The sequence below is a fragment of the Staphylococcus ureilyticus genome (assembly GCF_025558845.1).
GTDB classification, from domain to species: domain Bacteria; phylum Bacillota; class Bacilli; order Staphylococcales; family Staphylococcaceae; genus Staphylococcus; species Staphylococcus ureilyticus.
This window is the reverse complement of record NZ_CP094825.1, coordinates 1,298,731-1,320,305: the sequence shown is the minus strand read 5'-3', so window position 1 is coordinate 1,320,305 and position 21,575 is coordinate 1,298,731. Positions and strand designations below refer to the sequence as shown.

The following is a 21,575-nucleotide window of genomic DNA, read 5'->3' as shown; positions in this document are numbered from 1 at the left end:
TTTTTGAAGTTACTCTTTAAAAATATCATTGATAAAGCGATTAAGGAAAATGTATCAGATGTACACTTTATTCCAAACCACAAAAAGGTATACATTAAATTTAGAAAAAAAGAATATTTAAACACTATAGAAACGATAGAAGTCAATATTTATAGGAAGTTGCTCACATATATGAAATATCAAGCAGGTTTAGATGTATCAACACACAGCACCGCACAAAGTGGAAGATACGCTTACAAACTTAAACAATTATACTATTTAAGAGTATCAACTTTACCTTTATCTCTTGGATTTGAAAGTTGCGTAGTGAGAATTATACCTCAATATTTTCAAAGTTCAGCAAAAGCACTTAGTATAAATCAATTATTTAAACTAGTCCATAAAAAACAAGGTTTAATACTGTTTAGTGGACCTACTGGGTCTGGCAAAAGTACGTTAATGTATCAACTGATAGTGCACGCAAAGGAAAAATTAAATGTTAATATAATTACTGTAGAAGACCCTGTAGAACGTTTGGTTGAAGGTATAACACAAGTTTCTATTAATGAAAAAGCAGGGATTAATTATGCTAATTCATTCAAGGCGATTTTAAGATGTGATCCAGATATTATACTTATTGGTGAAATCAGGGATGCTATGATTGCTAAACAAGTTATTCATGCAAGTTTAAGTGGTCACTTAGTACTTTCAACGATACATTCAAATAATTGTAAGGGCGCATTGAGTAGATTATTAGAAATGGGTATAAGTATTCAAGAACTACGACAGACGGTATTAAGTATTATCAATCAGAGATTAGTAAACACCTCAAAAGATGAACGTTCTTTAATTTATGAACAATTAACTCGAGAAGATATAGCATTTTATTTTGAAAATCAACTTACACTTCCAAACACATTCAAAAATTTGTCGTATAAATTGCATGAAATGGCAAAAGAAGGGGAAATTTGTGAAGAAACACTTAATAGATATCTTTAGTTCACCACGATTTATGATTATCAGTGAAAAAAACCAAATTGAATTACTTCAAAGATTACATGATTTACTTCAGCATGGATTCACATTATCAGCATCATTTAAATTTTTACTACAACACTTAACAATAAAAACACCAAAAATAGTGACTCAGATTAATACTCGCCTAGATCAAGGCGCACAATGTTACGAAATATTATTGTTACTAAAATATCCCAAAATTATTATCATGCTAATATATTTTTCAGAGTTATTCAGTGAACTCACATCAACTTTACCACATGCCCAAGACTATTTAATTCGAAATAACAAAGCAAAGCTACAACTACTAAAAACACTTCAATACCCTTTGCTCTTAATTACAATTTTTATAGGTATGTTAATCATTTTAAATCATACTATTATACCTGAATTTCAATCTCTCTATAATAGCTTTGATGTTGAAATTTCAAAAACACAATTAATTTTATCATCTTTATTAATATATTTACCTAGAACACTTTTTATTATTTTATTTATCTGCTTAATTTTTTCTTACTCATTTTATATATCTACAAAAAAACTACCCATTAACTTAAAGTACAAAATTATATTAAAAATCCCGATTTTACGTACTTTTTTCAAATTTTATAAAACTTATAGACTTTCTACTGAATTTGCATTGTTTTATAAGAATGGTGTGAACTTACAATCAATCGTTGATATTTATTCTAAACAAAAAAATGACTCATATTTAATTTATCTTGCTAGAAAATTGGCAACAGGTACACAAAATGGCTATAAGTTAAGTGAAATATTAAAAAAGATTTCCTGTTTTGAAGAAGGCTTGATTAACTTTATTGAGGAAGGCGAAAAGATAGGAAAGCTAGACATAGAATTAAAATTATATAGTGAAATTATATTTACAAAAATTGAACGCTATCTGCAACGATTAATGAAATTTATACAACCAACTATATTTTTAATGCTAGGCATCTTAATCATTGCGCTATATTTAGTGATTATGTTACCTATGTTTGATCTAATGCAAACGATTAAATAATAAGACTTGGAGGCTTTTAATGAATAAAATAAAACAATTTTTTAATAAACGTGCTTTTACTTTAATTGAGATGCTCCTCGTGCTTTTAATTATCAGTTTATTACTGATATTGATTATACCCAATATTGCAAAACAATCTTCACATATTCAAAGTACAGGTTGTGATGCCCAAATAAAAATGATTGAAAGTCAAGTTGAAGCATATACTTTAAAACATAATAAAAAACCACAATCTATAGATGAATTGATTGCGGATGGCTATATTAAAGAAAACCAAAAAAATTGTAAATCAGGTGCTACTATCACAATTAACAATGGTGAAGTAATTGCAAACTAGTAAAGCATTTACATATATCGAGATGTTAATGGTTATGGCTATTATTAGTATCTTATTAATTGTTCAAGTCAATCATATACCTATTAATGATAAAAAAAATAATGTGAACAATAATTTTATGAATAATTTAATCACTCAACTCAATTATTTAAAATCTAAAGCAATAAAAGATGATAAGTCTTTAACACTTATATTTAACGACTATTCAAATAAAATTATAGTTAGAGAACAGTCAATTGAAAACAAAGATATAGTATTTCCACCAAATACTTTTGTACATCCTAAAAGTAATATAAGGTATTTAACATTTAACAATAAAGGTAATATAAATAAATTTGGTAGTGTCTTACTTTCAGTTGATAATGAAATTTTCAAACTAATATTTCATATTGAAAAAGGAAGATTAAGATATGAAAAAATTAAACATTAACGGTAGTATACTTATGGATGCATATATCGCTTTTACTTGCATGCTTATAATGTGTAGTGTATTTTTGCCTATGGTTTTAGAATTAAATCATACTTTTAATGATAAAATTGAAAACATAAGTATGAAAAGAATCATATTATTAGCTTTGAAATATAATGATAGTGAGCGTTTAATAAACGGCGTAAATATTGACGGTTATAAAATAAAATTAACTAATTCTAATTTATGCATAAAAACAAAGGACAATAATAATGAAAAATGTTTTCACAAGTAAATATTCCAGCTTTACTTACATCGAAGTATTATTTACATTATTTATTACTATATTAATATTCACTATGCTACCTCTATTATATAAATCAATCGTCCCAACAAAGAATCAATTTAATTTAGATTCATCAATTGATATAGAATTTTTTTCAAGAGACATGACTGAAGCAATGTTACAAAACAATTCAAAAGCACTTGAAATTGATAAAAACGGCCGTATTTTAAAATTTAACATAAGGAAAAATATTATAAGGTACGAGTTTAAAAATAATAAGATTATTAAAACTGTAAATAACACAGGAAACATTACCTTATTAAACAATGTAAAAAATGCGCAATTTATATTACTAAAAAATAAGCATTTAAAATTAAAATTGAAAATGTATTATACAGGGGGTTCCTTTGAAAAGGCAGTACAATTCTAATATGAAAGGGTATATATACCCTTTTGTGATGGTTATTTATATGCTATATTTATCACTAATAGCAATATATACTTCTCAATTTAATCTTCAACTAAAAACGCTTAATAACATTGAATCATATTATGATAAACAAATTAAATTACAATTACAAAAGGAAGATATTTTTGAAAAATAAAATTAACACACCACTTATTTTAATAGGTTTTATGGGGACAGGAAAAACAACATTAGGAAAATATATTGCACAAAACAATCAATTAAGTTTTGTAGATTTAGATGAATTTATAGTGCAACAAGAAGGAAAAACAATTCCAGAAATTTTTGAACAATTAGGTGAAAAAGGATTTCGCAATTTAGAGTTTAAGTATTTAAAAAAATGTGCGAACCAATTTGACGTCATTGCGACAGGCGGGGGTATCATCGAAGGCAATGATGCCTTTAACTTATTAAAAGAACAAAAACATGTTATATGGTTAGATTGCGACATAGAAATTCTATACGATAGAATTAAGAATGATAGTAATAGACCCAATGCGAATAATAAACCCTTTTTTAAATTAAAAAGCTTGTATTCAACTAGAGTTTCAAGATATAATGAAATCGCATTCATCAAAGTGAATAGTAATAAATCGCTTCCAGTTACATATAAAAAAATATTGGAAACGATGAAAGCGAATGACCAGTATTAGAGAGAATGGTTAATTATTTATATAACCATCGCCGAAGGTGCAAGTTTAACGAAACTCTCAGGCAAAAGGATAATACTGAGACGCATTCCTGGATTTATTGACAGGGTAGGCTTAGTCTACTCTGTCTTTTTTAATATATTAATAGGGGGTTTAGCAATGGTAAATGAATTAAAACGCACACCACTTTATCAAAACTTTGTGGATCTCGGTGCAAAAATTGTTGAATTTGGTGGTTGGGCTATGCCAGTTCAATTTTCAAGTATTAAAGAAGAACATAATGCTGTAAGAACTAATATGGGCTTATTTGATGTAAGTCACATGGGTGAAATTTTAATAAAAGGTTCTGAAGCAGATCAATTAGTACAATACTTGCTTTCAAATGACACTGACAATTTAGACACAACAAAGGCGCAATATACAGCATTGTGTAACGAGCAAGGCGGTATCATCGATGATTTAATCACCTATAGACTCAGTGAAAAAGCATATTTATTAGTCGTAAATGCTGGAAACACAGATAAAGACTTTGAATGGATGAAAAAACAATCTGAAAATTTTGATGCTGAAGTCTTAAATGTATCAACAGATTATGGTCAATTAGCTATACAAGGTCCAAATGCACGTGATTTTGTTCAAAAGCATGTGAAACAGAATATATCAGAAATGTCTCCTTTTGAATTCTTACAAGATGTTGAATTCTTTGGTAAAAACGTAATATTATCCCAATCTGGTTACACAGGTGAAGATGGATTTGAAATTTATTGTAAATCAGATGATACACCATTTTTATGGGATTCAATATTAGAATTTGACGTAGAACCTTGTGGTCTTGGTGCAAGAGATACATTAAGATTAGAAGCTGGTTTACCACTTCATGGACAAGACTTAAGTGAATCAATTACACCATATGAAGGTGGAATTGCATTTGCTGCTAAACCATTAATTGATGCTGATTTTATAGGTAAAAAAGTGTTGAAAGATCAAAAAGAAAACGGTTCTAAAAGAAGAACAGTTGGCATAGAAATGATTGATAAAGGAATACCAAGAACAGGTTACACTGTTTATGATATCGATGGAAATGAAATTGGAGAAGTTACTTCAGGCACACAATCTCCATTAACTGGTAAATCAATTGGTTTAGCTATAATTGATAGAGATGCATTTGAAATGGGCAAAGAGATTATTATTCAAATTAGAAAAAGACAAGCAAAAGCAAAAATTGTGAAGAAAAATCAAATCAGTAAATAATTTAAAGGGGTGTTACCGTGAGTCATCGTTATATTCCATTAACAGATCAAGATAAAAATGAAATGCTAGAGACAATTGGTGCTGAATCAATCAGCGAATTATTTGGAGATGTTCCAAAAGATATTTTATTAAACAGAGAGTTAACTATTCCCGATGCTGAATCTGAAACCACATTAACAAAAAGACTTAATAAAATTGCTAGTAAGAACATTACTAAAGAAACACATACTTCGTTTTTAGGTGCAGGCGTTTATGATCATTATGCCCCAGCAGTAGTAGATGCAATGATTTCGCGTTCTGAATTTTATACTGCATATACACCTTATCAACCTGAAATTTCACAAGGTGAATTACAAGCTATCTTTGAATTTCAAACTTTAATTTGTGAATTAACAGATATGGATATTGCAAACTCATCTATGTACGATGGTATGACAAGTTTTGCAGAAGCTTGCATTTTAGCATTTAATCAAACGCGTAAAAATAAAATTGTCGTTTCAAAAGGCATGCATTATCAAGCATTACAAGTCTTACACACATATGTAAAAACACGTGAAGAATTTGAAGTTGTTGAAGTTGATTTAGATGGTACAATTACAGATTTAGAAAAACTTGAAAATGCTATTGATGATGATACTGCTGCAGTTGCAGTCCAATATCCAAACTTTTATGGTTCAATTGAAGATTTAGAGAAAATACAGTCATATATCGAAGATAAAAAAGCATTATTTATTGTTTATACAAACCCAATCGCACTAGGGTTATTGACACCACCAGGTAGTTTTGGTGCAGATATTGTAGTTGGAGATACGCAACCATTTGGTATTCCAACACAGTTTGGCGGTCCACATTGTGGTTTCTTTGCTACTACTAAAAAACTCATGAGAAAAACACCTGGTAGACTTGTTGGACAAACCGAAGACCAAGATGGAAACCGTGGTTTTGTGTTGACACTTCAAGCACGTGAACAACATATTAGACGTGATAAAGCAACATCAAATATATGTTCAAACCAAGCATTAAATGCATTGGCTTCATCAATTTGTATGTCTGCTTTAGGAAAACAAGGTATTTACGACATTGCAGTTCAAAATTTTGAGAATGCAAACTATGCTAAAGAACAATTTAAGCAACAAGGATTTGAAGTTAGCAATGGCACATCATTTAATGAATTTGTAGTAAAGTTCGATAAACCAGTTAAAGATGTAAACGATGCTTTAATTCAAGAAGACATAATAGGCGGATTTGATTTAAGTGAAATAGGAGAAAACTTCGACAATCATATGTTAATTGCAGTTACAGAATTACGAACTAAAGATGAAATTGATACATTTGTTAAGAAAGCAGGTGAAATAAATGGCAGTAAGTAAATCTAGTCCATTAATTTTTGAACGTTCTAAAGAAGGTCGTTACGCGTATTCTTTACCTAAAAAAGAAATTGATAATGGAGCAGTTAACAAGCTATTAGATGACAAATTTATTAGAAAAAACAAAGCTGAATTTCCTGAAGTGGCAGAACTAGATTTAGTGCGTCATTATACAGAATTATCAAATAAAAACTTTGGTGTTGATTCAGGATTTTATCCATTAGGTTCATGTACCATGAAATATAATCCAAAAGTAAATGAAAAAATAGCTAGAATACCTGGTTTTGCTGAATCACATCCACTACAAGATGAATCTCAAGTACAAGGTTCGCTAGAAATTATTCATAGCTTACAAGAAGAACTCAAAGAGATAACTGGTATGGATGAAGTCACTTTACAACCAGCAGCTGGTGCACATGGAGAATGGACAGCACTGATGATTTTTAAAGCTTATCATGAAAAAAATGGTGAAGGACATCGTAACGAAGTCATCGTTCCTGATTCTGCACATGGTACAAACCCTGCTTCAGCGGCATTTGCTGGATTTAAAGCTGTTACAGTGAAGTCAAATGAACGTGGAGAAGTTGATATAGAAGATTTAAAACGCCTTGTCAACGAAAACACAGCTGCAATTATGCTTACGAATCCAAATACACTAGGTATTTTTGAACAAAACATCATGGATATTCGCAATATTGTACACGAAGCTGGTGGATTATTGTATTATGATGGTGCCAACTTAAATGCAATCATGGACAAAGTTAGACCTGGAGACATGGGCTTTGATGCTGTTCATTTAAATTTACACAAGACATTTACTGGACCGCATGGTGGTGGCGGACCTGGTTCAGGACCAGTTGGTGTTAAAAAAGAACTTGCAAGTTTCTTACCAAAACCAATGGTAATTAAAGAAAATGATGTATATAAATACGATAATAATATCGAGCATTCAATCGGACGTGTCAAACCATTTTATGGTAACTTCGGTATTTATTTAAGAGCATACACATATATTAGAACTATGGGTAATAAAGGACTTGAAGAAGTTTCAGAAGCAGCAGTACTAAATGCAAACTATATTAAAGCAAGATTAAAAGAACATTTTGAAATTCCTTATGAACAATATTGTAAACATGAATTTGTTTTAAGTGGCTCAAAACAAAAAGAATTTGGTGTACGAACGCTAGATATGGCTAAACGTTTACTTGACTTTGGTGTACACCCACCTACTATCTATTTCCCATTAAATGTAGAAGAGGGTATGATGATTGAACCTACTGAAACAGAATCTAAAGAAACATTAGATTATTTCTGTGACACAATGATCGAAATTGCGAATGAAGCAAAAGAAAATCCCGATAAAGTTTTAGAAGCACCTCATACAACGATTATTGATCGATTAGACGAAACAAAAGCTGCTCGTCAACCAGTATTAAAATTTGAGCATTTAAGATCAGAAAAATAATTTTTAAAATGACATGTTAAAGGATTTTTTGAATTGATAATCAAATTATGTATGAAGCATTCAATTCAATTAAAAATTATTAACTTGATATAAACCTCATATAGAGAACAAAGGGCTAATCCGTATTAAAATGGATTGGCCCTTTGTTCTCTATAAATCTAATGAAGTTAATAGTGTGAAGTTACTTGGAAATATAATAAAATCATAGCCTTTCACCATATATTTAAATTGATTCAAAACAGGTTATTTATAATATTTAGCAAATTATAAATTTAAATTTTTTAATTATATAAAAAATTGAGCTACTAATTATTTAACTAACAGCCCAATTTTAAAATGTTAACTTATTCATTTATTTTTTTGATTTGATTTTACCAGTCCATTTTTTATATCCGCCTTTAAGCATGAATATATCTTTATAACCATTCTTTTTTAAAATTCTAGCGGCACGATAACTGGCAATACCATTCGCATCACAAAGATAGATAGGTTGATCTGTTCTCAAGCCTTGATATCTTTGCTTAAACATTGTGATTGGGATGTTACGGGCACCATTAATATGACCATAATCATAATCTACTTTTTCTCTTACATCAATCACTTGAGCTTTTCGCAAACCATTATGGAATTCATTTTGGTTTAATTCTGTTACCGCTTTTTTGTTCAAATATCTATTGAACAACATATATGCGATGATTATTATTAAAATTGCTAAAGCTATAAACCAAAAATTACTCATCTTGCATCCTCCCTAATTAACCGATATTATATATTATAAGACTGTTAGCACAAATTATCAAAATATTTTTATCATGATAATTACGTAAACTGACATTTTTGTACAATTATTGAAAACGATAACACAAATTAGATGTTATCACAATTTAATTTTAATGAATGGAGTTTTGATTGTGACTGAAACATGGCATTTTATCAATACAGGTAGTAATGATCCATTTTATAATATGGCAATGGATGAAGCGTTATTAAATTTTGTATCTAGAGGTGAAATTGATCCAGTAATTAGATTTTATACATGGGATCCAGCTACACTTTCAGTTGGTTACTTTCAAAGATTAACGAAAGAAATTGATATAGACAAGGTGAAAGATAAAGGTTATGGCCTTGTTAGAAGACAAACAGGTGGCAGAGGTGTCTTGCATGACAAAGAATTAACTTATAGTGTTATTGTACCGGAATCACATCCAAACATGCCCAAAACAGTTACAGAAGCATATAGGGTCATTTCTGAAGGGCTACTTGAAGGATTCAAAACATTAGGTTTTAATGCTTCATTTGCTATCCCACGAACTAAAGAAGAACGGTCTAAATTAAAACAACCAAGAAGTGCGGTTTGTTTTGATGCTTCCAGTTGGTATGAATTAGTCGTAGAAGGACGCAAAATTGCAGGAAGTGCCCAAATGCGACAAAAGGGTGTGATTCTGCAGCATGGTTCATTGTTACAAGATATAGATATTGATGATTTATTTGATATGTTTATATTTAAAAATGACCGTTTGAAAGAGAAAATGAAGCAAGCGTTTGTCGATAAAGCAGTAGCAATTAATGATATATCTGATCGCTACATCACTTTAGATGAAATGGAACAAGCATTCGAAAGTGGATTCAAAAAAGGATTAAATATCAATTTAAAACCTTTAGAATTGACTTCTCAGCAAAACGCAGAAGTTAACGCATTAATTAAAAAGTACCAATCATCAGAATGGACTTATAGAAAATAATTAAATACGCTATAAAAAAGCATTTACCCAACAATTTTTGAATTTAATTGTTGGGTAAATGCTTTAATTTATTCAATAATGTTAAACATTCAAAACTCAATTTTTATTATTTTTTATGTCTTTTTCTATATTTTCTTTGGGCACGCTTATACTTTCTTTGATCTTCTGTTAAAAAGAAAAAATAATAAATTAAATAAATGATGCCTGCAAAAATTGCTAAACTGATAGCCATTCTTACAAAACTAAATAAAAATGCATCCAAGTTAAGTATTAAACCAACTAATGCAATTGCGATTACGATATAAAATATTGCTTGTTTCAAAATACACACTCCTATTTATATGTCACATTACTCATTGCTTATGCTCACTTTTGATAAAGTAGTTTGCCCTTTATTAAGTTTTTTCTTATCTTTCTCGTTATAACCATCCCTTATATCACTCATGGCAGAATCTAATGACTTGTTTAATTTAGTAATATTTTTATGTTTCTTTTTATCTTCGTCATTCATTTTATCTTTATCAATTTTACTTTTATATGTAGTAAATGCACTATCAATTTTATTAGTAATATCGGTTAATTTATTTTGAACTTTTTCGCTCTGCTTATTTTTTGAGACTTCGTCTTCAATATCATTATAATCACCAATTGCTTTTGCGACATCTTGATAATATTCAGAAGACGCCTTAATATGATTTAATTTCTTTTTATTACTTTTCGCATTCTTGATATTATTTTTATCTTTTTCTAATGCAGTAATATTTGTTTTTTCTTCTTTTATTTCAAGTTTTAAGTCTTGTATATCACTTTTTAATTTATGATTTTCGTCACGTAATTTTGTTGTTTTCTCTTCTAATGGGCCTAAATTTTGGCTTCCACAACCGGCGAGTAAACACGAAGCGCATAAAATAGCGAATAATTTTTTCTTCATAACTCTCTCCTAATTCAAAAACTATAAATTTGTACACTAATTATGCTATCATTTTAATGTATATATTGGAAATGTACAAATTTATTGAATAGGGTGATTACTGTTGAATAGAATTGAAAAGTTAAAATCTGCTCTAAAGACAAAACATTTGGAAGCAATTATAGTTTTATCTGATTATAATAGAAGATACCTATCTGGATTTACTGGAACCAGTGGTGCATTGATTATTACAAATAGCGAAAAACTATTGCTTACTGATTTTAGATACATAGAGCAAGCAACTGATCAAGCTGCTGGTTTTAAAGTGATTAAGCAACAGGGACAACTGATAGAATCTATAAAGTCCACACTAGAAGACTTAAATGTGCAAAATGTTGGCTTTGAAGGTAATTTAGTAAGCTATGATACTTATTTACAATTAAGTAAATCTTATATCAGTTTAATAAGTATTTCTGGTTTAATTGAGAAAATAAGAGAAGTCAAGGATGAACAAGAAATAGCAAATATTCAAAAAGCTGCTCAAATTGTTGATGATGCTTATGAGTATATTTTAACAGTTGCTAAAGCTGGAATGACAGAACTCGAGTTAAAAGCAAAATTAGAAAGCAAAATGCTCGAATTAGGTTCAGAAGGACCATCTTTTAATACTATTGTTGCTTCTGGAGTCAGAGGAGCACTTCCACATGGTGTAGCAAGTGATAAAGTCATCAATCAAGGAGAATTAATTACCTTGGATTATGGAGCTTATTACAATGGATATGCCTCAGATATTACCCGTACTTTTGCTATTGGCGAACCAGATGCTCAATTAAAAGAAATATATAACATTGTATTACAAGCAAATTTAAAAGGAATTGAAGCAGCTAAACAAGGAATAACTGGTAAAGAACTTGATGCAGTAGCAAGAGATTATATTACCGAAAAAGGATACGGTGAGGCCTTTGGCCATTCGTTAGGGCACGGTATAGGATTAGACGTACATGAAGGTCCAAATTTATCTAAAAAATCTGAATCTACATTAGAATTAAATAATTGTGTTACAATTGAACCCGGTATATATTTAGATGGAATTGGTGGCGTACGTATTGAAGATGATATATTAATTACCGAAAATGGTTGCGAACGCTTTACTAAATCGTCTAAAGACCTTATTATTTTATAGAAGACCTTATATTAAGGAGGAAACTGAATGATTTCGGTTAATGATTTTAAAACAGGTTTAACAATTTCTGTAGATAATGGTATTTGGAAAGTTTTAGATTTCCAACACGTAAAACCAGGAAAAGGTGCTGCATTTGTACGTTCAAAATTACGTAACTTAAGAACAGGTGCGATCCAAGAGAAGACATTTAGAGGCGGAGAAAAAGTTGAAACTGCTATGATTGAAAATCGTCGCATGCAATATTTATACGCCGATGGTGATACACACGTTTTCATGGATAACCAAACATTTGATCAAATTGAATTACCTGCTGATTACTTAGAACATGAATTAAATTTCTTAAAAGCAAATATGGAAGTTCAAATTCAAAGTTATGAAAATGAAACTTTAGGTATTGAATTGCCAAAAAACGTTGAGCTTACAGTAACAGAAACAGAACCAGGTATTAAAGGTGATACTGCTACTGGTGCAACAAAATCTGCGACTGTTGAAACAGGTTATACACTAAATGTACCATTATTTGTTAATGAAGGAGATACTTTAGTAATTAACACAAGTGATGGAAGTTACGTGTCAAGAGCTTAATTCATCAGTGACACTCACCACTTGATGACAGCATTTGCAAATTATTTTAGAAGCCTTTCCACTTACTTTAAATGGAAGGGCTTTTATTATTTGCGTAAGGACGGAAAATCATTTTGACACAAAACTATAGTTAATTATTGATTAACTATAAAAGTTAATGAGTTATAATAGAAAATATGTATATGCTTGAATTGAACATTTCACTAAAGTAAAATAAACTAGGTAAATGAAAACAATCTGAAGGAGTCAGTATTTATGAATTTTAAAGAAATTAAAGAATTAATTGAAATTCTTGATCAATCTAGCTTGACTGAAATAAATATAGAAGATAAAGGGAATATAGTTAACTTAAAAAAAGAAAAAGAAACTGAGATTATCACACCTCAAGTTTCACAACAACCGATGCAACAGATTGCACCACAACAACCAGCTGTTTCAAATCAACTTGATACACAAAATTCTGATGATACAAGTTCTACCCAAGAAAATGACAATTTAAAAACAATCAATGCACCAATGGTTGGCACATTTTATAAATCACCTTCACCAGAGGAAAGTCCATATGTTCAAATAGGAGATTCTGTTTCAAACGAATCAACAGTATGTATTTTGGAAGCTATGAAATTATTTAATGAAATACAAGCAGAAGTCACAGGGGAAATTACTGAAATACTAGTAGAAGACGGTCAAATGGTAGAGTATGGCCAACCGTTATTTAAGGTGAAATAATGAATAAAATTTTAATTGCAAATAGAGGGGAAATTGCTGTAAGAATTATTCGAGCCTGTCACGATTTAGGTTTACAAACTGTGGCAATATATTCTGAAGGAGACAAAGACGCATTACATACTCAAATTGCTGATGAAGCATATTGTGTCGGTCCCACTCAATCTAAAGATTCTTACCTAAATATCCCTAATATTTTATCTATCGCGACTTCAACAGGATGTGATGGGGTTCACCCTGGATATGGTTTTCTAGCAGAAAACGGTGATTTTGCTGAACTTTGTGAAGCATGTCAACTTAAATTTATTGGTCCAAGTTATGAGTCCATACAAAAAATGGGTATCAAAGATGTCGCTAAAGAAGAAATGAAACGCGCTGAGGTTCCTGTAGTTCCTGGAAGTGAAGGGTTAGTTAAAGATATTAAAGAAGCGAAGAAAATTGCAAAAGATATAGGATATCCAGTCATTATCAAAGCTACTGCAGGCGGTGGTGGCAAAGGTATACGTGTTGCACGTGATGAAAAAGAATTGGAAACTGGCTTCAAAATGACTCAACAAGAAGCAGAAACTGCTTTTGGTAACAATGGATTATATCTTGAAAAATTTATTGAAAACTTTAGACATATCGAAATACAAGTAATTGGAGACAGTTATGGTAATGTCATCCATCTAGGTGAGCGTGATTGTACCATTCAAAGACGTATGCAAAAACTTGTAGAAGAAGCACCGTCACCAATCTTAAATGATGCTAAACGACAAGAAATGGGTAATGCAGCAGTAAGAGCAGCAAAAGCTGTAAATTATGAAAACGCTGGTACAATTGAATTTATTTATGATTTGAACACACATGAATTTTATTTTATGGAAATGAATACACGTATTCAGGTAGAACATCCCGTTACAGAAATGGTAACTGGTATTGATTTAGTAAAACTACAACTTAAAGTAGCGATGGGTGAAAAGTTACCATTCTCACAAAAAGATATTGAAATCAAAGGACATGCAATTGAATTTAGAATTAACGCTGAAAATCCTTATAAAAACTTTATGCCTTCACCAGGTAAAATCACACAATATCTAGCACCGGGTGGTTTTGGCGTAAGAATTGAATCAGCATGTTATACTAATTATACAATCCCTCCATACTATGATTCTATGGTAGCAAAATTAATTGTTCATGAACCATCAAGAGATGAAGCAATTATGACAGGATTGAGAGCGTTAGGTGAATATTTAGTATTAGGCATTGACACTACAATTCCATTTCATATTCGCCTACTAAATAACGATATATTTAGAAGTGGTGAATTTAATACTAATTTCTTAGAAACTTATAACATAATGGATGAATAAACTAAATAGGAGGTTTGTGAAATGGTCAAAGTAACAGAATCATCACATTCCAATTTAGGAAAAATAGAAATTGCACCTGAGGTTTTGACTGTTATTGCAAGTATAGCAACCTCAGAAGTAAAAGGCTTAGAAGGTCACTTTAAAGAAATAAAGGACTTAAGTGTTGAGAAAGTTACAAAAAAACAATTGGCACGTGGTATTAAAGTAGATACTAAAGATGATGGTATTCATATTGATGTATATTGTTCATTTTCATATGATATTAATATCTCAGAAACAGCAAGAAAAATACAAAATGCTATATACAATTCAATATCTACGATGACAACGATCATACCAAGTCAAATTAATGTTCACATTACACATATCGTATCTACAAATTAAACATAGCACTTTGACTTTAATGCGGTCATAAAACTGAGTTCTATAATCAAGAGATTAACAAAATTCTATTTTATATTAGTCATAAAGCGTACAATGCTAAAAGGAGTTTATAATGAGTCGAAAAGAATCAAGAACACAAGCCTTTCAAACACTATTTCAATTAGAAATGAAAAATAGTGATTTAACGATTGATGAAGCAATTAGTTTTATTAAAGATGATAATCCTGATTTAGAGTTTGATTTTATTAATTGGCTAGTTACAGGCGTAAAAGATCATGAATCTGTATTAGATAATAAAATTGCACCACATTTAAAAGATTGGACAATAGATAGATTATTGAAATCTGACCGAATTATTTTAAGAATGTCAACTTATGAATTACTAAATAGCGAAACGCCACAAAAAGTAATTATCAATGAAGCAGTTGAATTAGCAAAACAATTCAGTGATGATGAACATTATAAGTTTATCAATGGTGTGTTGAGTAATATTGAGTAAAAGAGTGATATAATATGTCAGATTATTTAAGCGTTTCAGCTTTAACTAAATATATTAAATATAAATTTGATCAAGATCCGCACTTACAGACTGTATTGCTTAAAGGTGAACTTTCTAACTTTAAAAAACATAGTAGCGGTCATCTCTATTTTAATGTTAAAGATAAAAATAGTGTCATCAGTGCAATGATGTTTAAAGGAAATGCTTCGAAAATTGACTTCGACCCTAAAGAGGGAGATGAAGTGTTGTTAGAAGCACGTGTTTCTGTATATGAAAGACGTGGTAATTATCAAATTTATGTTAATAAAATGCATATAGATGGTATTGGTAATTTATATCAAAAATTAGAACAGTTAAAAAAGAAATTAACTAAAGATGGTTATCTTGATCAAAACCATAAAAAGATTATTCCTAAGTTTCCTAAAAAAATCGCTGTGCTGACTGCAGGCACGGGTGCAGCGATTAGAGATATCCATACTACTATTAATAGTCGATATCCTTTAGTTGAACAAATACAAATCAACACTTTAGTACAAGGTGAGCAGGCTAAGTATGATATCATTGAAAAAATAAAACAAGCTGATGATTTAAATGTAGATACTATAATCATTGGTCGTGGTGGTGGTTCTATAGAAGATTTATGGAACTTCAACGAAGAAGATGTTGTCAAAGCGATTTATGCGTGTGAAACGCCAATCATATCAGCAGTAGGCCACGAAACAGACTTTACGCTTAGTGATTTTGTAGCAGATGCACGTGCTGCTACACCTACACAAGCAGCAGTGATGGCAACACCTGATCAATTTGAATTGAGGCAATATATTCAACAACAAAAACTTTCTTTAACCAGGTTTATGAAACAACAGATTCAACATCAAAAGCAGTATTTAGAACACGTTGCTTCATATTACAAATTTAAAACACCAACCTTGTTATATGATCAACAGATTCAAAAACGGGATGACTTAGAGAAACAGCTTAATTTAGCTATTACTTTTAAAGTTAATCAACATAAGCAAAAGCTAGAATTAATAAAACAAAGTTTCAACTTAAAACATTTCAAACAAAATATTCAAAGAGAACAATCAACTATCAATCAAAAACAAACGAATCTTGTAAAATTAATGAATCATCTTATTGTAAAACAAAGAAATAATTTAACTAATAAAATAGAGAATTTGAATAATCTTAGTCCAACCAATACAATGTTACGTGGTTATACGATTGTGAACAAACAAGATAAAATAGTTACTAGTACTAGCGATTTAGCTGAAAATGATAATATTGTATTAACGATGAAAGACGGTTCTGTTGATGCACAAGTTATGAAAGTAAGGTGTAATGATGACGAATAAATCACAAAGTTTTGAAGAAATGATGAAAGAATTAGAAAGTATAGTTCAAAAACTAGATAATGAAAATGTTTCTTTAGAAGAATCTTTAAACTTATACCAAAGAGGTATGACATTATCAGCAAATTGTGATGAAACATTGAAAAATGCTGAAAAAAAAGTTAATGAACTGATGTCTGAAGAAAATGTTGAAGGCGATGAAGAAACTGAAAAGGAAGAAAATCATGATGAATCATAAAATAGACAATTTAACTGACGAAATTAATGAATTATTACAAAATTCAATTCCGAATTCATCACTGAATACAGATTTAGAACATAGCATGAGATATTCGTTAGAAGCAGGCGGCAAACGAATTAGACCTGTTTTACTTTTATTAACATTGGAAATGCTAACATCGGATTATAAACTTGGTTACGCTTCAGCACTTGGGTTAGAAATGGTACATACGTATTCTCTTATTCATGATGATTTGCCTGCAATGGATGATGATGATTATCGAAGAGGTAAATTGACAAATCATAAAGTCTACGGTGAATGGAAAGCAATACTAGCTGGTGATGCATTACTCACTAAAGCATTTGATATCATTGTTAACGACGACAAGCTGAAAGATAATACCAAAATAAAACTGATTAAACGCTTATCATCTGCAAGTGGACATTTAGGTATGGTAGGTGGTCAAACACTCGATATGCAAAGTGAAGGTGAAGGATCTGCGGTAGACCTAAATACTTTAGAACATATCCATCAAGCTAAGACAGGTGCGCTATTAAAATTTGCAGTAATGGCAGCTGTTGATATTGCCGAGGCTGAACCAAGTGTAGCTAATTTATTAGAAAAATTTAGTGAACATTTAGGATTAATGTTCCAAATAAAAGATGATTTATTAGACATTTATGGAGACGAAGCGAAACTAGGTAAATCTACAGGTAGTGATCTTGAAAATGATAAAAGCACTTACGTCTCATTATTAGGTCAAAACGGGGCAGAAGATAAGCTAAAATCACATACTGAATCTGCATATGCGTGTTTAGCTCGTTTACCTGAACAATATGACACAAGTAATCTAAAATATATCATAGAATTATTCAATTATAGAGAGTCATAATCAGACGTAGATTCTGTTTTTACAGATTTTATAAAATTTCTACCATTAAATTATGCTAAATCATGCTACTTTTCGTAGCGTGATTTTTTATTTATAAAAATTTATAATTTTATAAATAAATATTCATTTGTTACTAAAATAGTATCGGTATAAGTGATTCAAAATTTAATTATGGCTTATTTTTAATTCACTTCGAAAATAGACAGGCAGTATACACAACAGTCAATAAAAGTATTTCTGTTAAATTAACTTTAGTAGTAGTATCATTGTCCATGTGTTAAAATCATTGTATAAATATTCGTTTACAGAGGTGCTATACATGGCAAAAAAATCAGTAAGACATATTAAAATAAGAGAAATTATATCTAATGAAAAAATTGAAACCCAAGATGAACTGGTAAAGCGTTTAAATGAATATGAGTTAAATGTTACCCAAGCAACTGTTTCTCGCGACATTAAAGAATTACAGTTAATAAAGGTCCCTACACCTTCTGGTCAATATGTTTATAGTTTACCTAATGACAGAAAATATCATCCTTTAGAAAAACTTGGTCGTTATTTAATGGATTCATTTGTAAATATTGATGGTACTGGAAACCTTTTAGTACTTAAGACCTTACCTGGTAACGCTCAATCAATTGGGGCAATTTTAGATCAAATAGACTGGGATGAAGTGTTGGGTACAATTTGTGGTGATGATACTTGTTTAATTATATGCAGAGATGAATCAGCCAGCGAAAAAATTAAAACACGTATCTTTAATTTATTATAAGTATAAGGAAGTGATTATAAATGCTACAAACCTTATCAATTAAACAATTCGCTATTATAGATGAATTAGAAGTAAACTTTGGTGATGGCTTAACTGTTTTGAGTGGCGAAACTGGTGCTGGTAAATCAATTATTATAGACGCGATTGGTCAATTAATTGGTATGCGTGCTTCATCAAACTATGTTAGACATGGTGAAAAAAAAGCTGTTATTGAAGGAATTTTTGATATAGATAATAGTAAAGAAGCCATTTCGATACTTCATGATTTATCTATCGATATCGATGAAGACTTTTTATTAGTAAAAAGAGAAATATTTAGCTCAGGTAAGAGTATTTGTAGAGTTAATAATCAAACAGTTACTTTACAAGATTTGAGAAAAATAATGCAAGAATTATTAGATATACATGGACAACATGAAACACAAACATTATTAAAGCAAAAATATCATTTACATTTATTAGATAATTATGCCGAAAATACATATAAATCACTGCTTGAATCGTATGTTGATACTTTTGATAAATATAGCGCTAAGAAAAAAGAATTAGCAGATTTAGAGTCAGCCGATCAAGCGTTATTACAACGGTTAGATTTGTTAAAATTTCAATATGAAGAATTACAAGAAGCGAATCTTATTGAAAACGAAGTACCTCAACTTGAGAGCGATATCAAACGTATTCAAAATTCAGAAAGTCTCAGTTTAGCGTTAAACAATGCACACGTCACGTTGACAGATGAGCATGCTATTACAGATCGTTTATACGAATTGAGTAATCAGTTACAATCAATTAGTGAAATTTTACCCGATAAATATGATGAACTAAAAGAAGATGTCGACCAATTTTATTACACGCTTGAGGATGCTAAACATCAATTGTACGATGATTTAACGAATACAGAATTTGATGAACAATATTTAAATGAATTAGAATCTAGAATGAATTTATTAAATAGTTTGAAACGTAAATATGGTAAAGATGTTAATGAACTAATTATGTATCAAGATAAAATGGCTGACGAAATTAATAAGATTGAAAATTATGAAGAAAGTACTGCTCAATTACGTCAAGAAATCGATGATTTATATAAAAATGTTATGGAACTAGGAGAAAAGTTATCGCAAGAAAGAAGAAATGTTGCACAATCTTTGCGTAATCATATTGTAGATGAAATTCAAAATCTTCAGATGAACGATGCTAATTTAGAAATTTCATTTAAACCTTTAGATAAACCGAACCGAGAAGGAATAGAATTTGTGGAATTTTTAATCAGTCCAAATAAAGGCGAACCTTTAATGAGCTTAAATAAGATTGCTTCTGGAGGAGAATTATCAAGAATTATGTTAGCGCTAAAAACTATCTTTGTAAAAACAAGAGGCCAGACAGCAATTTTATTTGATGAAGTAGATTCTGGTGTATCTGGTAAAGCTGCTCAAAAGATGGCAGAGAAAATGAAAGGATTGGCTGAACACATACAAGTGATATGTATATCACATCTACCACAAGTTGCGTCCATGAGTGACCACCATTTATTTATTAGTAAAAATTCTAATGATGAACGAACAACAACACAAGTTAAAGAATTGACTGGAGAAGAACGTATTGATGAAGTAGCGAGAATGATTTCTGGTGCTACTGTGACAGAATTAACCAGACAAAATGCGAAAGAAATGATAGAGCAGAACCACAATTTAAAATAAAAATCTATATTCACTATTGTTAATACAAGTGCAAGCTGGGTTAGATAAATAATCAGTGAAGGATGTTGATTTTATGCGATTCCAACATTTAGTTGAACCATGTGAAACAATGAATGGAAATGTAGCCGTTTTATATGCAAATGACGAAAAAATGATATCAGTACTAGTTAAGGCTTTAAAATTAACTAACATAGACATTTTTATTTATGATACCCAAGACACTACGGAAATCATTCGTTCTTTTGATTTAGAACCTCAAATCCTAAATAGGATTCATGTGCTAACATTTTCAAGTGATTATCAATTACTTAAGCAATGCGCAGAAGATTTATCGCAGGGTAAAGTAACTGTTTTAATGAAAGGAAAAATGAAAGCCACATCAATGATTTCTTTTATTTTAAGCAATAAAAATTTTATAGACCAATATGGGTTTTTAAACCATGTTGCGTGTTTTAGTATACCTAATTACCATAAAACTTTAATGATTAGTGATGTAGCATATAATGTGGCACCTACGATAGAAGAAAAAAAGCAAATCATTAAAAATCTAACTACATTTAGTAATACATTAGGTTACGATAAATTTAATATTGGATTATTATCTGCAGTCGAATATGCGTCTAAAAAGATACCATCATCTATTGACGCTGAAAAATTAAAAAATATTTTCAATCGAACTTCGGATGTATATGTAAAAGTAGATGGACCAATTCTATTTGATTATGCAATCAGTAAAAAAAGAGCGATTGAAAAAAATTACACATCTAGTATTGCTGGTGATGTTGATGCACTTATCGTTTCAAATATAGATGTTGGGAGTGCATTATTAAAATCTTTAACTCATTTTGGAAATGCTTCTGTTTCCAGTTTGTTACTCGGCGCAAAATTCCCAATTGTTTTCACGTCAAGGGCAGAAAGTAAGCAAAATAAGTTAAACTCCTTATTACTTGCTTTGAAAACACAAAATAAATTTAACCACTAAATAAATTTGAATTTTTACACTATTATTT

The 21,575-nt window shown here is 30.2% G+C and carries 26 protein-coding genes and 1 riboswitch; of the genes, 23 read left to right on the top strand and 3 right to left on the bottom strand.

The genetic code is table 11. The annotated features are described in order from the left end of the window. Positions 1-3 precede the first annotated feature (3 nt). The 10 genes from comGA to gcvPB all read left to right on the top strand — a co-directional run bounded on the left by comGA (position 4) and on the right by gcvPB (position 8,248). On the top strand, positions 4-978 hold the full coding sequence (gene comGA, locus MUA21_RS06480; protein ID WP_064208910.1) for a competence type IV pilus ATPase ComGA: 975 nt from the start codon (positions 4-6) through the stop codon (positions 976-978). Beyond that, positions 950-2,017, top strand: a complete 1,068-nt coding sequence (gene comGB / locus MUA21_RS06475; RefSeq protein WP_262562207.1) for a competence type IV pilus assembly protein ComGB — start codon at positions 950-952, stop codon at positions 2,015-2,017. The genes comGA and comGB overlap by 29 nt, the downstream gene beginning before the upstream one ends. A 19-nt stretch (positions 2,018-2,036) precedes the next feature. After that, the gene (gene comGC / locus MUA21_RS06470; RefSeq protein WP_046208171.1) at positions 2,037-2,354 is read left to right on the top strand and encodes a competence type IV pilus major pilin ComGC; all 318 of its coding nucleotides are present in this window, start codon (positions 2,037-2,039) and stop codon (positions 2,352-2,354) included. Continuing rightward, positions 2,344-2,784, top strand: a complete 441-nt coding sequence (comGD, locus tag MUA21_RS06465; protein WP_103161487.1) for a competence type IV pilus minor pilin ComGD — start codon at positions 2,344-2,346, stop codon at positions 2,782-2,784. The genes comGC and comGD overlap by 11 nt, the downstream gene beginning before the upstream one ends. Then, positions 2,765-3,058 (top strand): hypothetical protein, encoded by a 294-nt coding sequence (locus MUA21_RS06460; protein WP_046208172.1) that lies wholly within the window; start codon positions 2,765-2,767, stop codon positions 3,056-3,058. Before comGD ends, MUA21_RS06460 begins: the two co-directional genes overlap by 20 nt. Beyond that, positions 3,036-3,479, top strand: a complete 444-nt coding sequence (locus MUA21_RS06455; protein WP_336606224.1) for a competence type IV pilus minor pilin ComGF — start codon at positions 3,036-3,038, stop codon at positions 3,477-3,479. The genes MUA21_RS06460 and MUA21_RS06455 overlap by 23 nt, the downstream gene beginning before the upstream one ends. Positions 3,480-3,643: 164 nt before the next feature. After that, the gene (locus tag MUA21_RS06450; protein ID WP_046208175.1) at positions 3,644-4,168 is read left to right on the top strand and encodes a shikimate kinase; all 525 of its coding nucleotides are present in this window, start codon (positions 3,644-3,646) and stop codon (positions 4,166-4,168) included. Continuing rightward, positions 4,155-4,251: riboswitch (glycine riboswitch) on the top strand. It overlaps the preceding gene by 14 nt. Before the next feature lie 73 nt (positions 4,252-4,324). Continuing rightward, positions 4,325-5,416 carry a glycine cleavage system aminomethyltransferase GcvT gene (gene gcvT / locus MUA21_RS06445; RefSeq protein ID WP_107526325.1) on the top strand — a complete coding sequence of 364 codons (1,092 nt, stop codon included), beginning with the start codon at positions 4,325-4,327 and terminating at the stop codon, positions 5,414-5,416. A 17-nt stretch (positions 5,417-5,433) separates the two neighbouring features. Then, positions 5,434-6,786 carry an aminomethyl-transferring glycine dehydrogenase subunit GcvPA gene (gene gcvPA, locus MUA21_RS06440; RefSeq protein WP_107526324.1) on the top strand — a complete coding sequence of 451 codons (1,353 nt, stop codon included), beginning with the start codon at positions 5,434-5,436 and terminating at the stop codon, positions 6,784-6,786. Beyond that, positions 6,773-8,248 (top strand): aminomethyl-transferring glycine dehydrogenase subunit GcvPB, encoded by a 1,476-nt coding sequence (gcvPB, locus tag MUA21_RS06435; RefSeq protein ID WP_073341947.1) that lies wholly within the window; start codon positions 6,773-6,775, stop codon positions 8,246-8,248. The genes gcvPA and gcvPB overlap by 14 nt, the downstream gene beginning before the upstream one ends. A gap of 352 nt (positions 8,249-8,600) precedes the next feature. On the opposite strand, the gene MUA21_RS06430 is transcribed toward gcvPB, so the two are convergent. Further along, positions 8,601-8,987 carry a rhodanese-like domain-containing protein gene (locus MUA21_RS06430; RefSeq protein ID WP_046208179.1) on the bottom strand — a complete coding sequence of 129 codons (387 nt, stop codon included), beginning with the start codon at positions 8,985-8,987 and terminating at the stop codon, positions 8,601-8,603. Between the two features lie 172 nt (positions 8,988-9,159). Here MUA21_RS06430 and MUA21_RS06425 point away from each other — a divergent pair, with 172 nt between their 5' ends. Then, positions 9,160-9,990, top strand: coding sequence for a lipoate--protein ligase family protein (locus MUA21_RS06425; RefSeq protein ID WP_262562206.1), 831 nt, complete (start codon positions 9,160-9,162; stop codon positions 9,988-9,990). A 106-nt stretch (positions 9,991-10,096) separates the two neighbouring features. On the opposite strand, the gene MUA21_RS06420 is transcribed toward MUA21_RS06425, so the two are convergent. Beyond that, complete coding sequence (locus MUA21_RS06420; RefSeq protein ID WP_046208181.1) at positions 10,097-10,312, bottom strand: SA1362 family protein; 216 nt, start codon at positions 10,310-10,312, stop codon at positions 10,097-10,099. 27 nt (positions 10,313-10,339) lie between these two features. Further along, entirely contained in the window at positions 10,340-10,921 is a 582-nt protein-coding gene (locus MUA21_RS06415; RefSeq protein ID WP_046208182.1) for a hypothetical protein, read from the bottom strand. A 103-nt stretch (positions 10,922-11,024) separates the two neighbouring features. Here MUA21_RS06415 and MUA21_RS06410 point away from each other — a divergent pair, with 103 nt between their 5' ends. From MUA21_RS06410 to MUA21_RS06355, 12 genes are all read left to right on the top strand, one after another. After that, positions 11,025-12,083 (top strand): M24 family metallopeptidase, encoded by a 1,059-nt coding sequence (locus tag MUA21_RS06410; RefSeq protein WP_073341956.1) that lies wholly within the window; start codon positions 11,025-11,027, stop codon positions 12,081-12,083. A 27-nt stretch (positions 12,084-12,110) separates the two neighbouring features. Next, complete coding sequence (gene efp / locus MUA21_RS06405) at positions 12,111-12,668, top strand: elongation factor P (protein ID WP_046208184.1); 558 nt, start codon at positions 12,111-12,113, stop codon at positions 12,666-12,668. A gap of 255 nt (positions 12,669-12,923) precedes the next feature. Then, a complete protein-coding gene (gene accB / locus MUA21_RS06400) occupies positions 12,924-13,397 on the top strand; it encodes an acetyl-CoA carboxylase biotin carboxyl carrier protein (protein ID WP_262562205.1) in 474 nt (157 codons plus the stop codon). Continuing rightward, entirely contained in the window at positions 13,397-14,746 is a 1,350-nt protein-coding gene (gene accC / locus MUA21_RS06395) for an acetyl-CoA carboxylase biotin carboxylase subunit (protein WP_073341964.1), read from the top strand. Before accB ends, accC begins: the two co-directional genes overlap by 1 nt. A gap of 21 nt (positions 14,747-14,767) precedes the next feature. Continuing rightward, the gene (locus tag MUA21_RS06390; RefSeq protein ID WP_070658616.1) at positions 14,768-15,130 is read left to right on the top strand and encodes an Asp23/Gls24 family envelope stress response protein; all 363 of its coding nucleotides are present in this window, start codon (positions 14,768-14,770) and stop codon (positions 15,128-15,130) included. 112 nt (positions 15,131-15,242) lie between these two features. Further along, positions 15,243-15,629 carry a transcription antitermination factor NusB gene (gene nusB / locus MUA21_RS06385; protein WP_046208188.1) on the top strand — a complete coding sequence of 129 codons (387 nt, stop codon included), beginning with the start codon at positions 15,243-15,245 and terminating at the stop codon, positions 15,627-15,629. 14 nt (positions 15,630-15,643) lie between these two features. Continuing rightward, positions 15,644-16,984 carry an exodeoxyribonuclease VII large subunit gene (gene xseA / locus MUA21_RS06380; RefSeq protein WP_262562204.1) on the top strand — a complete coding sequence of 447 codons (1,341 nt, stop codon included), beginning with the start codon at positions 15,644-15,646 and terminating at the stop codon, positions 16,982-16,984. After that, positions 16,974-17,219, top strand: a complete 246-nt coding sequence (locus tag MUA21_RS06375) for an exodeoxyribonuclease VII small subunit (protein ID WP_103161483.1) — start codon at positions 16,974-16,976, stop codon at positions 17,217-17,219. The genes xseA and MUA21_RS06375 overlap by 11 nt, the downstream gene beginning before the upstream one ends. Continuing rightward, entirely contained in the window at positions 17,206-18,093 is an 888-nt protein-coding gene (locus tag MUA21_RS06370) for a polyprenyl synthetase family protein (RefSeq protein ID WP_262562203.1), read from the top strand. Before MUA21_RS06375 ends, MUA21_RS06370 begins: the two co-directional genes overlap by 14 nt. Before the next feature lie 319 nt (positions 18,094-18,412). Then, positions 18,413-18,865, top strand: coding sequence for a transcriptional regulator AhrC/ArgR (gene ahrC / locus MUA21_RS06365; RefSeq protein WP_019468379.1), 453 nt, complete (start codon positions 18,413-18,415; stop codon positions 18,863-18,865). Positions 18,866-18,885: 20 nt separating this feature from the next. After that, positions 18,886-20,565 carry a DNA repair protein RecN gene (gene recN, locus MUA21_RS06360; RefSeq protein WP_262562202.1) on the top strand — a complete coding sequence of 560 codons (1,680 nt, stop codon included), beginning with the start codon at positions 18,886-18,888 and terminating at the stop codon, positions 20,563-20,565. Between the two features lie 73 nt (positions 20,566-20,638). Beyond that, entirely contained in the window at positions 20,639-21,547 is a 909-nt protein-coding gene (locus MUA21_RS06355) for a phosphate acyltransferase (RefSeq protein ID WP_070038254.1), read from the top strand. Positions 21,548-21,575 lie beyond the last annotated feature (28 nt).